At 59.8% G+C, this 12,393-nt stretch carries 11 protein-coding genes; 6 read left to right on the top strand and 5 right to left on the bottom strand.

Annotated elements, in window-relative coordinates:
• Positions 1–38 precede the first annotated feature (38 nt).
• The 4 genes from ACHZCJ_RS12765 (at position 39) to ACHZCJ_RS12750 (ending at position 4,155) form a co-directional block, all read left to right on the top strand.
• Positions 39–1,193: an acyl-CoA dehydrogenase family protein gene (locus ACHZCJ_RS12765; RefSeq protein ID WP_321326922.1), complete on the top strand. Its 1,155-nt coding sequence runs from the start codon at positions 39–41 to the stop codon at positions 1,191–1,193.
• Between the two features lie 109 nt (positions 1,194–1,302).
• Positions 1,303–2,346 carry an acyl-CoA dehydrogenase family protein gene (locus ACHZCJ_RS12760; RefSeq protein WP_321326921.1) on the top strand — a complete coding sequence of 348 codons (1,044 nt, stop codon included), beginning with the start codon at positions 1,303–1,305 and terminating at the stop codon, positions 2,344–2,346.
• 70 nt (positions 2,347–2,416) lie between these two features.
• Positions 2,417–3,394, top strand: coding sequence for a nitronate monooxygenase family protein (locus ACHZCJ_RS12755; RefSeq protein WP_321326920.1), 978 nt, complete (start codon positions 2,417–2,419; stop codon positions 3,392–3,394).
• Between the two features lie 80 nt (positions 3,395–3,474).
• The gene (locus ACHZCJ_RS12750) at positions 3,475–4,155 is read left to right on the top strand and encodes a PspA/IM30 family protein (protein WP_321326919.1); all 681 of its coding nucleotides are present in this window, start codon (positions 3,475–3,477) and stop codon (positions 4,153–4,155) included.
• A 123-nt stretch (positions 4,156–4,278) separates the two neighbouring features.
• Here the strand turns inward: ACHZCJ_RS12750 and ACHZCJ_RS12745 are convergent, their stop codons facing one another.
• The 5 genes from ACHZCJ_RS12745 to ACHZCJ_RS12725 all read right to left on the bottom strand — a co-directional run bounded on the left by ACHZCJ_RS12745 (position 4,279) and on the right by ACHZCJ_RS12725 (position 9,075).
• A complete protein-coding gene (locus ACHZCJ_RS12745; protein WP_321326918.1) occupies positions 4,279–4,713 on the bottom strand; it encodes an RcnB family protein in 435 nt (144 codons plus the stop codon).
• A gap of 151 nt (positions 4,714–4,864) precedes the next feature.
• Positions 4,865–5,824 (bottom strand): alpha/beta hydrolase, encoded by a 960-nt coding sequence (locus ACHZCJ_RS12740; protein ID WP_321326917.1) that lies wholly within the window; start codon positions 5,822–5,824, stop codon positions 4,865–4,867.
• Between the two features lie 9 nt (positions 5,825–5,833).
• A complete protein-coding gene (locus ACHZCJ_RS12735; RefSeq protein WP_321326916.1) occupies positions 5,834–6,592 on the bottom strand; it encodes a crotonase/enoyl-CoA hydratase family protein in 759 nt (252 codons plus the stop codon).
• A gap of 128 nt (positions 6,593–6,720) precedes the next feature.
• Positions 6,721–7,845 (bottom strand): acyl-CoA dehydrogenase family protein, encoded by a 1,125-nt coding sequence (locus tag ACHZCJ_RS12730; protein WP_321326915.1) that lies wholly within the window; start codon positions 7,843–7,845, stop codon positions 6,721–6,723.
• Positions 7,846–7,860: 15 nt separating this feature from the next.
• A complete protein-coding gene (locus ACHZCJ_RS12725; protein ID WP_321326914.1) occupies positions 7,861–9,075 on the bottom strand; it encodes an acyl-CoA dehydrogenase family protein in 1,215 nt (404 codons plus the stop codon).
• A 146-nt stretch (positions 9,076–9,221) separates the two neighbouring features.
• Here ACHZCJ_RS12725 and ACHZCJ_RS12720 point away from each other — a divergent pair, with 146 nt between their 5' ends.
• Positions 9,222–11,456, top strand: coding sequence for a molybdopterin-dependent oxidoreductase (locus ACHZCJ_RS12720; RefSeq protein WP_321326913.1), 2,235 nt, complete (start codon positions 9,222–9,224; stop codon positions 11,454–11,456).
• 110 nt (positions 11,457–11,566) lie between these two features.
• Entirely contained in the window at positions 11,567–12,331 is a 765-nt protein-coding gene (locus tag ACHZCJ_RS12715) for an SDR family NAD(P)-dependent oxidoreductase (protein WP_159647268.1), read from the top strand.
• Positions 12,332–12,393 lie beyond the last annotated feature (62 nt).

The following is a 12,393-nucleotide window of genomic DNA, read 5'->3' as shown; positions in this document are numbered from 1 at the left end:
TGCGCCAATCACCGTTCGTGCTGTAATAAGGATTGCCCATGCAAAGATTTAACTTTCCCGTTGTCCAGCCCGACCCGGCGCTCGAAGAGTTGCGCGGCGAATTGCAGGCCTTTCTGAAGGAAGAGCGCGAGGCCGGCAATTTCCGGCCCGAGCCGGAATGCTGGATGGCCTCCGCCGACCCGAAATTCTCGAAAAAAATGGGCGAGCGCGGCTGGATCGGCCTGACCTGGTCGAGCCAATATGGCGGGCACGACAAGAGCGCGCTGGAACGCTATATTGTCACCGAGGAAACCCTGCGATCGGGCGCGCCCGTCGCCGCCCACTGGATCGCCGACCGGCAGCACGCGCCGATGCTGCTCGCCCACGGCACCGAGGAACAGAAGCTCGATATCCTGCCGCGCATCGCCGCGGGCGAATGTTATTTCGCCATCGGTCTCAGCGAACCCGGCGCCGGCTCCGATCTCGCCAATGTCAAAACCAAGGCCGAGAAGGTGCCAGAAGGCTGGAAAATCAACGGCCAGAAAATCTGGTCCTCCGGCGCGCATATGTGCCATTATATGGTCGCCCTGCTGCGCACTTCGCCGGCCGACGGCCGCAACCGCCATGTCGGCCTGTCGCAGATCATGATCGATCTCAGCCTGCCCGGCGTCACCATCAAGCCGATTGTCGACCTGTCGGGCGACGCCCATTTCAACGAAGTCTATTTCGAGGATGTCATCGTGCCCGATGACTGCCTGCTCGGCGAGGAAGGCGGCGGCTGGAAACAGGTGACCGGCGAACTGGCGATGGAACGCTCCGGACCGGAACGCTTCCTGTCCAGCTATATCACGCTGGAAACCGCGCTATACCAACTCAGCGGGAAAATGGGTTCGGACAGCCACGCCCGGCTTGGCAAGCTGATCGCCGGTCTGCGCACGCTGAAGGGCATGTCTTGGGGCATTGCCAATCTGCTCGATCAGGGCGTGTCGCCGGAGACCGAAGCGGCGCTGGTCAAGGATCTCGGCAACCGGCTGGAAAACGACCTGACCCAGCAGGTGCGGGCGATGCTCAACGATCTGTCGTCCGAGGACTGGAGCCCGGACATGCGGCGGATCATGAACATCGGCGTGCTGCGCTCTCCGCCCAATACATTGCGCGGCGGCACGACCGAAGTGATGCGCGGGATCACCGCGCGGCAATTGGGGCTGAGATGATGATATCAGAGCATTGTGCACCGCACCTGATGCGAAGCCCCGGAGGCAGGAGCCTTCTTTCTATTGCAAAACTCCGCATCAAATGCGGAGCACAGGTGGAAACCATCTTATGATAAACACGCAAGGCATGGTCGCCGAAACGGCCACGAAAATCTACACCGACCTGTGCGCACGGGAAGTCCCGCACGAAGCCGAAGCGGGTCGCTATCCGCAGGCGCTCTGGGATGCGCTGACCGAAAACGGACTGCCGCTGGCCTGGGTCAGCGAAGCCAATGGCGGCTTTGGCGCGGACCATGATGAAGTTTTTGGCGCGATCTGGGCTTCGGCGCAGGCCGCCTCTCCCGTGCCCTTTGCCGAAACGTTGATCGCCAACTGGATGCTCGACCAGGCGGGCCTTGCCCCCGCCGACGGCAGCGCCAGCTTCGCCCTCAGCGGCCACACGCCGAGCGCCGACATTCCTTTCGGCATGCACGCCGACAAGATCGTGCTGTTCGACGAGGCGCATCACGAAATTTCGCTGTTCGACAACCGTGTCGCCGTCCGCTCGCCGGAAGAATCGCTGTCGCCCGACGGCATGACGCAATTTGTCTTTTCCGGCCATGTCGCCGAGCAATCGGCCAAAACCGATCTGTCGCGCCAGGCGTTTGAAGCGCTGATTCTGACCGTCCGGGCCGTGCAGATGGCGGCGGCGATGGAGAGCGCCCTGAACCTGTCGATCGACTATGTCACCCAGCGCGAGCAATTTGGTCGGCCGCTGTCGAAGTTCCAGGCGATTCAGCAGCAACTGGCGGTCGCCGCGTCCGAATGCGCTGCCGCGACCATGGCGGCGACGCAGGCGGCCAGCGCCATTGCCCGGCACAGCAACGATCCGGAACAGGCTTGGCACGAGGCGGTGGTTTCCAAGGTCCAGATCGGCCACAGCGTCGAGACGGTTACCGTGCCTTTCCATCAGGTGCACGGCGCAATGGGCTATACGCAGGAATATGATCTGCACCATTATACCCGCCGCCTTTGGGCCTGGCGCGACGCGCTGGGCAACGAACATCTCTGGTCGAAACGGCTCGGAGAAGCGCTCGCCGTAACGTCACCCGATCAAGTCTGGAAAGGCGTGACCACAGGCGACTGGACGGACCGCAAATCGGTTGCTAGTTAATCGCTCGATTAAATGATTCCCGGATGGAGCAAACATGCTTCCAATCCTTCCAGAAACAGGAGCTAAGTCCATGAAAACACGTATTACAGAGCTATTCGGCATCGAACATCCGATCATCCAGGGCGGCATGCATTATGTGGGATTCGCGGAACTGGCTGCAGCCGTCTCCAACGCCGGCGGACTTGGCATCATCACCGCGCTGACCCAGCCGTCCGCCGCTGCACTGGCCGATGAAATCGCCAAATGCCGCGACATGACCGACAAGCCGTTTGGCGTGAACCTGACCTTCCTGCCGGTCGTCAACGCGCCCGATTATGAAGGCATGGTCAAGGCGATCATCGAAGGCGGCGTCAAGGTCGTCGAAACCGCCGGCAACAACCCGGTCCAGGTGCTTCCCGCGCTGCACGATGCCGGCATCAAGGTGATCCACAAATGCACCGCCGTCCGCCACGCGCTGAAAGCCCAGAGTATTGGCTGTGATGCGGTCTCGGTCGATGGCTTCGAATGCGGCGGCCATCCCGGCGAAGACGATATTCCGAACATGATCCTGCTGCCCCGCGCCGCCGACGAACTGGATATTCCTTTTGTCTCCTCCGGTGGCCAGGCCGACGGCCGCAGCCTCGTCGCCTCGCTCGCGATGGGCGCCGAAGGCATGAACATGGGCACTCGCTTCATCGCTACCAAAGAAGCACCGGTGCACCAGAATGTGAAAGATGCGATTGTCGCGGCCAGCGAACTCGACACCCGCCTCGTCATGCGGCCCCTGCGTAACACCGAACGCGTGCTGACCAATGCGGCGGTCGAACGGCTGCTCGAAATCGAGAAGGAAAAAGGCGCAGACCTTGAATTCAAGGATGTCATCGAGCAGGTCGCGGGCGTCTATCCCAAGATCATGATGGAAGGCACGATGGATGCCGGTGCCTGGAGCTGCGGCATGGTCGCGGGCCTGATCAATGACATCCCGACCTGTCAGGAACTGATAGACCGGATCATGGCCGAAGCGGACCAGATCATCAACGAGCGGCTCAAGGGCTTTGTAGCGGGCTGATCGTTCCCATTTGCTCCGGATTGACTAATAGCCAGTTTCGGTTACCCATTGGACTTTAATCATATCCGGAGCATCCGAACATGGCAGAACCTTTTTACTTGCGAGCGAAGCGGGTTGTTTCGGCGGGGATCGAGTCCGCTCTCGATCACGCCGAACGCGCCAGCGGGACCAGCCTGATGCGCGAAGCCATTCGGGAGGTTGACCGGGCGATGGAAAAGGTTCGTGGCGAACATGAGGAGGCCCTCGATCGCCAGAGCCAGGCCGTTGGCCAGCAGAAACTGTCGGCCCGGCGCGCGGAAGAATGGTTGGGTAAAGTGCAGTTCACCCTCGAGAAAGGCCGCGAGGATCTGGCGGAAGCCGCGATTGTGCAGCAGATGGAATTTGAGGCGAAGGTCAAGCATTTCAAAAATCTCGAAGCATCGGCCAGAGCGGATGCCGGGCGCCTCGACAGCTTGCTGGAGGACCTCGCTGCCCGCAAGTCTGGGATGGAGGATGAGCTCGCCGGTTTTGAAAAAATGATGAGCGAGAACAGCGCCGCAGCGGACGACCGGTCAGAATCCGACCGGACCGTCGATCGGAAGGTTGAACGCGCGGCAGCAACTTTCGACCGGACCATGGAAATGGCCGGCGGTGTGAATGGTGCTTCAAGACAAGCTTCTGAAATCGGCGAGTTGCAGCGCAATTCGGAGGTCGAACAACGGTTGGCTGCTATGAAAAAAGCGATGAAGGCCAAAAGCGGCAAGGGCGAGAAAAGCAAATAGGCCGGCCAAGGGATTTCGGTATTTCCAGACCGGAGACGCTTCATTCATACCGGCCTCCAGTCCGCACAAAAAAGCCCCCGGAAATGCTTCCGGGGGCTTTTGTTTAGTGGTTGATCGTTCGGTTTAACGGGAAATCGCGTTGCCGATGACCGCTCCGATAATGCCGCTGGTCACAGCGATCAGCACCGTGTCATTGCCGGACCGGACCCACTGGTATCCGCGCGGCGCATTGGAGAGCCGATAGGCCCGCGGATTGTCGATCACCCGGTAGTTGGTCGCGTAGCGCCGGTCAAACTTCTGGCCCTTGGACCAGTTGCGATGGTTCTGCCGCACCACCGTTGATGTTCTGCTATAGCGCGCGGGGGCCGCTTGCTGCCGGGTAACTGTCTTGGTAACGGTACGCTTGCCCTGCTGGTTAGCGGTCGTTTTCTTCACCGTCGTTTTTGTCGTCGTTTTATTCTTCTTGGAAGACTGGTGCGGGGCAGCTTCTGCCTGGGCGGTAACCACCGGGGACACCGCCATTGTTGTCACTGCCAAAGCCATCAGAAACTTTTTCATCTTCAATTCCTTTTTCTATCCGGCGCCAACTGCGGCGTCACAGGTAGAAATAGGAAAGACCTGTCCCAGACATTTGTCAGATTCGCGCTATTTTGTACTAGATTGTCGCAGAACCCCGCATTCGTTCATCTGGCAATCAGCTAGCGGGCCGCTAATCCCTCCAGAGAGCCAGGATCGACCGCAAAGCCGTAACCAGAGCCAACGGCTGATCCAGCATCAGATGATGTTCTGCCTCGGGAATCGCGATCATCGGTATATGGTCACCGCCCAGTTCGCGCAGATAGGCCGCACTGTCATCATCAAAAAGCTTGCTGTTCTCGCCATAGACGATCGCCAGCCGGTGTGGCAGATCGACGATCCGCTGTCCCGTCTGCGCCCATTTCGCCATATCATTTTCATTGCGATGGAAAACCATCGGGTCAAATTTCCACGACCAGCCCTTTTGCTCGCCGTCCTGCACGGCACGGAGGGAATGATAGGCCATATATTCCAGCAGAAACGGTTCCTGCACCGGCTGCGGCGGCGACAGGACAAAGCGGCCACGCGCGCTGTCGTAATCGGGATAGACTTTATTGGGCCGGTCGGACCGGCCGGAACCCGGTGGACCACCGCCATTTTCAAAATGGGCTAGCAGCCTCTCGGGGCGCATAACCATCAGGTCACAGATGATCAGGCCGCCAAAGCGTTCTCCCGCCATTTCCATGGCGGTCAGGGCGACGCCGGACCCAAAGCTGTGCGCGATGATCTTCGGCTTCACCGGGCTCGAGAACAGATCGAGCGCTTCGGCTAGGGTGACCATCGCTGCAGCGCGCTTGTCACCATCGCAATCGGCCGGAATTTCACTGTCGCCCATCCCGGCAAGGTCATAGGCGACAATATCATAATTCTCAGCGAGAAACGGCGCGATGAAGGCAAAGCAGCGGGCGTGCGCCAGAAAGCCGTGGGTCATCAGCAGCGGCGGTTTGCCGCGTTTACCCCAGCGGAAATAATGAACCCTTGTACCATCGACTTCGACAAAGGCTTCCTCGCGCGGCACGGCCATCGCCTGCACGAACCATGCGGGCAGGTCTTGCGACGCTGCCCACTGGTCTACAATATCTGCGCTTGCCATATATCGGACTTATTCACCCTTCCATTCGGGCTTGCGCTTCTCAGCAAAGGCGCGCGAGCCTTCCTGCGCATCCTTTGAGGTGAAGACCGGCGCCATGATTTCACCCTGTTTCTTCCAGGCTTCCTCGCTGGTCCAGTCATAGCTTTCATTGATGATTTTCTTGGTCGCTTTCAGCGCCAGCGGGCCGTTCGCTGCAACCGTAGATGCGAGCTCGATCGCCGCATCGATTGCGGCGCCTTCGGTCACACGGTTGACGAATCCCACTTCATAAGCGCGCTGCGCCGAGACGAAATCGCCGGTCAGGGCCCATTCCATGGCAATGCGCTTGCCCACCAATTGCTGCAGCTTCAGGACACCGCCTGCACCGGCGACAAGGCTGCGCTTGACTTCGGGAATACCGAATTTCGCGTTGACGTTCGCGACGCACAGGTCACAGGCCAAAGCCAGTTCGAGACCGCCCGCGAGCGCATAGCCTTCGACCGCAGCGATCAGCGGCTTTTCCGGACCCTGTTCCGTGATCCCGCCAAAGCCATAGCCTTTGACCGATGGCGTTTCGCCGCGCAAAAAGCCCTTGAGATCCATGCCGGAACAGAATGTCCCGCCAGCACCGGTGATGATACCCGCGTTGAGACTATTGTCATTGTCGAGCTGCTCCATCGCCGCGCGAATGCCTTCGGCTGCCGCCTTGGTCATCGCATTTTTGGCATCGGGCCGGTTGATGGTGACGATGATGAAACCGTCCTGGATCTCGGTAAGTACTTCTGACATATTATTTCTCCTTTGTATCTTTAAGATCATGCCCCGGCGAAGGTCGGAGTTCCTCTCCTGAAATTGCGTATAGAGGCTATGACAAGAGATGAGCTCCTGCCTCCGCGGGAGCACTGCTCATGCAATTCCTAGTCAAACAACAATCCCGCCAATTTCGACCGCTGGTAGGCCGCGTCGCCGATCAGGGCACCTGACAAAATCGCCTTGCGCCGATGCAGCTGGGCGTCGCAATCATGGGTGAAGCCAAAGCCGCCGTGGAACTGGATCGCCCGGTCCGCGGCCGTGGAATAGCTCGAATGCGATTGCGCTGCTGCCATACGGACAGCAACCTCGCCGCGCCCCTGCTCGCCCCAGCAATGGGCTGCGCTGTAGAGATGCGTCCGCGCTTTTTCATATTCGACATAATTGTTCACCGTCGGATGTTTCAGCGCCTGATAGCTGCCGATGATCTTGCCGAACTGCTTGCGGGTCTTGAGATATTCCAGCGTATAGTCAATCACCGCCTGCGCGCCGCCGGTCATTTCCGCAGCATGGAGCAGGCCCGCCGCCAGTTCGATCTTCTCCAGCGTCTCACGGGTCCGGCTGGCATCAAACAGGGCATCGGCCGAGACGGTCACGCCGTCGAGAGACACCTCATAGCTGCGCGCGGTTTCGTCGATCACCGTCTCCCGGCGCAACGATCCTTCCGGCAGGGCCGAGCGTTCGATCAACACGAAGCGCACCGCGCCGTCGACCTTGACGGACGCGATGATCAGTTCCGCCCTATCGGCCCAGAGCACCAGCTGCTTCTTGCCGGACAGGCTCACATCGTCGCCGCTCACATCGCCAGTCGCGTCTATGTTGGACAGGTCCCAATCACCATTGTCTTCGCGCAAGGCCAGCGTCGCCGCAGCACCCGCCGCGATTTTTGGCAACCATGCTGCTTGCTGCGCTTCGCTGCCACCGGCCAGCAAAGCCTGTGCCGCCAGCGTCGTCGACCCAAAAGGCGTGCTCATCAGATTGCGGCCCATCTGCTCGGCAATCGGAACGACTTCGGCCATCGACAGGCCAACCCCGTCATGCGCTTCGGGAATCGCAATCGCCAGCCAGCCCAGCTCGCCAATTTCTTTCCAGATGCCGGGATCATAGCCGAGATCATCGTCGATCAGCGCCCGCACCTTGTCGACCGGGCTTTTGTCGCGACAGAAATTGGTCGCCACGTCCATCAGTTCAATCTGCTCTTCGGTTGTTCCGATTGTGCCTAAATTATCCATGATATTGCTTTCCGATCAGCGAGTTTTTGGGAGACCGAGCGCATGCTCTGCGACAATGTTGCGCTGAATTTCCGAGGTACCTCCGCCAATCGTGGCCGAGAAGCTGTTGAGATAGCTGCGATGCCAGTAACCGTCGTCGATCGCGTTTTCGTCGCCGACATAATATCCCGCCTTGGTGCCCTGGAAGGCCAGCGAAAATTCGGTCAGCTCGCGGATCAGTTCGGTCCGCGCCAGCTTGTTCATCAGCGGCAATCCCATCGGCCGATCCTGCATCAATTGCGGCATCCGGCGGCGGGTGTTGTTGAGATTCAGCGCCTGGATATCGATCATATATTGAGTCATCTTTTCGCGCATCACCGGATCGTCGAGCAAAGGCTTGCCATTGCGGACCGAGTTTTTCGCCAGTTCGACAATTTCCATCACGTCCAGCTCTTTGACGAAGAAACCGCCCACCGGCTTGACCTTGGCGCCGCGCTCATATTCGAGCGTTTTCATCGCCATCGACCAGCCATTGCCCTCGCCGCCGAACAGGCAGTCTGCGGAAATGCGTGCATCGGTGAAGAAGGTCTGGACGAAGCCATATTCGCCGGTCAGCTTCTTGATCCGGCTGGTGGTGATGCCGTCGATCTTCATCGGATTGAGAAAGAAGCTGAGGCCGGCATATTTGTTCGGCGCATCGAAATCGGTGCGCGCGAGCAGGATCATATATTTCGCGCGGTCTCCCAGCGAGGTCCAGATTTTCGAGCCGTTGAGGACATATTCATCGCCGTCGCGGACCGCCTTCAATTGTGCGTTGCCGAGATCGGAGCCATTTTCCGGTTCGGAAAAGCCCTGGCACCAGATATCCTCGGCGCTGAGCATCGGCTTGATATATTTCTGCTTCTGCTCTTCGGTGCCGAGATCGAGGATCAGCGGCCCGGCCCAGCCATTGCCGATCGCGTTGAGCATGATCGGCGCGTCATATTTTTTCATTGCCCTAGTGGCCGCACGCTGAAACTCGCTGTGCAACCCGCCGCCGCCATATTCCTTCGGCCAGCTGGCGCCGAGATAGCCTGCCTCGTAAACCTTGCGTTGCCAGTCGCGAAGAAAATCGAACTGCTGGTCGGTCGACACTTCCATGAAGGTCAATGGCAGCATGAAGCCGGGATCGCGCACCGTATTTTCCTTGAACCAGGCATCCGCCTGTTCGGCATAATCCTTGAGTTCGGCTGCACTCGGTTTGTCCGGCATCATCTTGCTCCCAAATTCTTATCAATAGGGCCAGTGGTCCGGCCCCGTCGTCTGCGATATTGCTTGAATCACTGCTGGGTTAATTGAACGATTAAATTGCAAAAAGCAATGGCCTCACCCTGCTAAATTAGACTGTGGAGAGAAATATGGTCAGCGAAGCATTCACTGGACAGAAGCATGTGATGTGCCGAGCCTGTCACGCCCATTGCGGCCTGATCGTCGATTTCGAAAATGGCGTGCCGGTGAAGACCCATGGCGACAAGGATAATCCTGAATTCGAAGGTTATAGCTGCATAAAGGGGCGGCAGCTGGCCAATTACCACAGTTTCGATACGCGGCTGCTGACCAGCTACACCGGTATGAAAAACGGCGAGAAGCAGCCGGTGCACTGGCGCGATGCGGCGCGCGATATCGCCGCGCGGCTCGAGCGGATCGTCGACGAACATGGCCCCGACAGCGTCGCCTCCTATGTCGGCACCTTCGGTTACAATAACGTCAACGCCCACGCTTTCATGCTGGCGCTGATGGACTCGATCGGATCAACCTCGGTCTATGACAGCGTCACCATCGACCAGCCCGGCAAGGGCATTGCCCGCGCCCTGATCGGCCCATGGCTCGCCGGCGCGCCACGCGTTGGCGACTGGGACGGGCTGATGCTGATCGGCACCAATCCGGTGGTATCGATGAACGGCGGCCTCGGTATGAACCCGGCAAAAAAGCTGCACGACGCGAAGAAGCGTGGAATGCAGCTGATCGTGATCGACCCGCGGGTGACCGACAGCGCGCGTCAGGCCGACATCCACCTGCAATGCCGTCCCGGTCAGGACCCGATCCTGCTCGGCGCCATTGCCAAGATCGTCATCAACGAGGAATTGTACGACAAGGATTTCGTCGCCGGCGATGTCGACGGTTTCGAGGCACTGAAAAAGGCCGTGCAGCCCTTTGACGCCGGACCAGCCGCCGACCGTGCCGGCGTGGCGGCAGAGGATATCGAGCGCGCGGCGCGCATGTACGGCAGCTGGAACAAGGCCAGCATTAGCGGTGGCACCGGTACCAATATGTCGGGCGGTGGCAATATCACCGAATATCTCAACCTCGCGCTGACTTCGATCATGGGCCACTGGCTGCGCGAAGGCGGCCTCAACCGCCGGACGGGCGTGTTCACCAAGCCCGCCCCGCCGATCGCCGCGACGCCCGGCCCGATCCCGGCCTGGGGTTTTGGCCGCAAGCTGCACAGCCGCGATCTGGAGCAGAGCATTTCCGGCATGCCGACCTCGGCGCTGCCCGACGAGATCCTGACGCCCGGCGACAAGCAGGTGAAGGCACTGATCTGTCTCGGCGGCAATCCGATGCTTGCCTGGCCCGATCAGCTGAAGACGTTCGAGGCGATGAAAGCGCTCGACCTGCTGGTCTGCATCGACCCGCGCATGTCGAAGACCGCCGAACTGGCCGACTATGTCATCGCACCCAAGCTCCATTATGAAGTGCACGGCAATACGGCGGCGCCCGAAATCTACGGCGGCTTTGGCGCCGGCTGGGGTTTCGAGAATAATTATGCGCAGGCCAGCCCGCCGATCATGGATGTGCCGAAAGGCTCGGACCTGTGTGAGGAATATCAGTTCATCTACGCGCTCGCCTCGGAAATGGGCAAAACGATCAAGGTCAAGTCCTGGGCTTTGCTCGCCCATCCCGACGAGCGCGAGGAAAAGGCCACCGCTTTCCCGCCCGGCGAAGCCCCCGATCCGATCAGCGCGTGGAGCGCATCGCTCAACGGCTGCCCCGCCGATATCGGCAAGCTGTATGAGGATGACGAGGTGCAGAAGGGCAAGATTGTCGAAGCGCAAGCGCTGCTCGTTCAACCCAAGCCGGCCGGCTGGGAAGGCAAGCTGTCGGTCGGCAATGAAGCGATGATGGAAGAGCTTTCCGAATATGCGGCCAAACTGGGCGAACCAGTCGAGGCAGGAGAATATCCCTTCCGGATGATCGGGCGGCGGATGACCGCGATCCACAACAGCAACTGGCACGAGGATCCGGTGCAACGCAAGCGCGTCCCGCACCACCCCGCCTTCATGAACCCGGCCGATATGGAAGCGTTGGGACTATCCGAAGACCAGCCGGTTGAACTGGAATCAGCCCGCGCCTTCATCAGTTGTGTTGCCAAGGCTGACAAGACCGTGCGCGCCGGCTGCGTCTCCACGCCGCACAGCTGGGGCACCAACCCGGACGAAAAGGAAGACCCGCTCGGCGCCGGCGGCAATACCGGGCGGCTCTCTTTCAACGACCGCGATTATGACAAGCGCACCGGCATTCCGCTGATGAGTGCGATCCCCATTAGGGTACGAGCCAAGCAGGCCAATACAGAACTGGAAGCGGCGGAGTAATCGAACCCGGCAGAAAATCCGTTTGTGCCGAGCCTGCCAAAGCACCGGACTTGACCCAGTCGACTCTTCGCCAAGCTCAGGGCAGACAATAATTTTCAGGAGAAACAAAGATGACCAATCCGCTGTTCGACCTCACAGGCGAAACCGCCGTTATTACCGGCGCCGGCCGGGGCATCGGCGAAGGCATGGCCAGGACGCTCGCCGATGCCGGCTGCAATATCGTCTGCGCCTCGCGCAGCATCGACGAGATCAGCCGCGTTGCCGATGAAATCAATGCCAGCAACAGCAGCGGCCGGGCGATTGCCCATGCGACCGATGTTACCAGCGCCGCGGATATGGACAAGCTCGCTCAGCGCGCGATCGACGAATTCGGCCGGCTCGATATCTGGGTAAATAACGCCGGCGGTTCGCTGGTCTCGGCACCGCTGACCGAACTGGACGAAGCGGAATGGGACAAGACACTGGCGACCAATCTGACATCGGTCTTCCATGGTGTGCGTGCCGCCTGCAAGCATTTCGGCGAGGGCAGCCGGATCGTCAACACATCGTCCCTGGCCGCTGAGGAACCGTTCCCCGGCAGCGGCCATTATAGCGCCGCCAAGGCCGGTGTGCTGATGCTGACCAAGACGCTCGCCCATGAGCTCGGGCCGAAGACGCGGGTCAACGCGATCCTTCCGGGCTTTGTTCCGACCGACACGGTCAAAAAGGCGCTGGATATGACGGACGAGGATTTCATCGGTTTTGAAGACACGCTCGGCCTGCCAGCCGGACGGCTGGGTACACCGCAGGATATCGGCGCGCTGACGCTTTATCTTTGCGCTCCGGCATCGGAATGGCTGACCGGCCAATGCATCCGCATCGCCGGCAAGCCCTGATCATCAGACGGGGTTCAAGGTGCAGCAGACCGGTTTCAAACCCGTCGAACCTTGATATGAAA

Source organism: uncultured Parasphingorhabdus sp. (genome assembly GCF_963677535.2).
In the GTDB taxonomy this organism is placed as follows: Bacteria; Pseudomonadota; Alphaproteobacteria; order Sphingomonadales; family Sphingomonadaceae; genus Parasphingorhabdus.
Note: the sequence above shows the minus strand (reverse complement) of the source record. Positions and strands in the feature narration are given on the sequence as shown.

What these genes read in the sequence shown, in the direction of transcription:
- ACHZCJ_RS12765 (WP_321326922.1), top strand. Translation starts at nt 39, where the DNA reads ATGCAAAGATTTAACTTTCCCGTTGTCCAGCCCGACCCGGCGCTCGAA.
- ACHZCJ_RS12760 (WP_321326921.1), top strand. Translation starts at nt 1,303, where the DNA reads ATGATAAACACGCAAGGCATGGTCGCCGAAACGGCCACGAAAATCTAC.
- ACHZCJ_RS12755 (WP_321326920.1), top strand. Translation starts at nt 2,417, where the DNA reads ATGAAAACACGTATTACAGAGCTATTCGGCATCGAACATCCGATCATC.
- ACHZCJ_RS12750 (WP_321326919.1), top strand. Translation starts at nt 3,475, where the DNA reads ATGGCAGAACCTTTTTACTTGCGAGCGAAGCGGGTTGTTTCGGCGGGG.
- ACHZCJ_RS12745 (WP_321326918.1), bottom strand. Translation starts at nt 4,713, where the DNA reads ATGAAAAAGTTTCTGATGGCTTTGGCAGTGACAACAATGGCGGTGTCC.
- ACHZCJ_RS12740 (WP_321326917.1), bottom strand. Translation starts at nt 5,824, where the DNA reads ATGGCAAGCGCAGATATTGTAGACCAGTGGGCAGCGTCGCAAGACCTG.
- ACHZCJ_RS12735 (WP_321326916.1), bottom strand. Translation starts at nt 6,592, where the DNA reads ATGTCAGAAGTACTTACCGAGATCCAGGACGGTTTCATCATCGTCACC.
- ACHZCJ_RS12730 (WP_321326915.1), bottom strand. Translation starts at nt 7,845, where the DNA reads ATGGATAATTTAGGCACAATCGGAACAACCGAAGAGCAGATTGAACTG.
- ACHZCJ_RS12725 (WP_321326914.1), bottom strand. Translation starts at nt 9,075, where the DNA reads ATGCCGGACAAACCGAGTGCAGCCGAACTCAAGGATTATGCCGAACAG.
- ACHZCJ_RS12720 (WP_321326913.1), top strand. Translation starts at nt 9,222, where the DNA reads ATGGTCAGCGAAGCATTCACTGGACAGAAGCATGTGATGTGCCGAGCC.
- ACHZCJ_RS12715 (WP_159647268.1), top strand. Translation starts at nt 11,567, where the DNA reads ATGACCAATCCGCTGTTCGACCTCACAGGCGAAACCGCCGTTATTACC.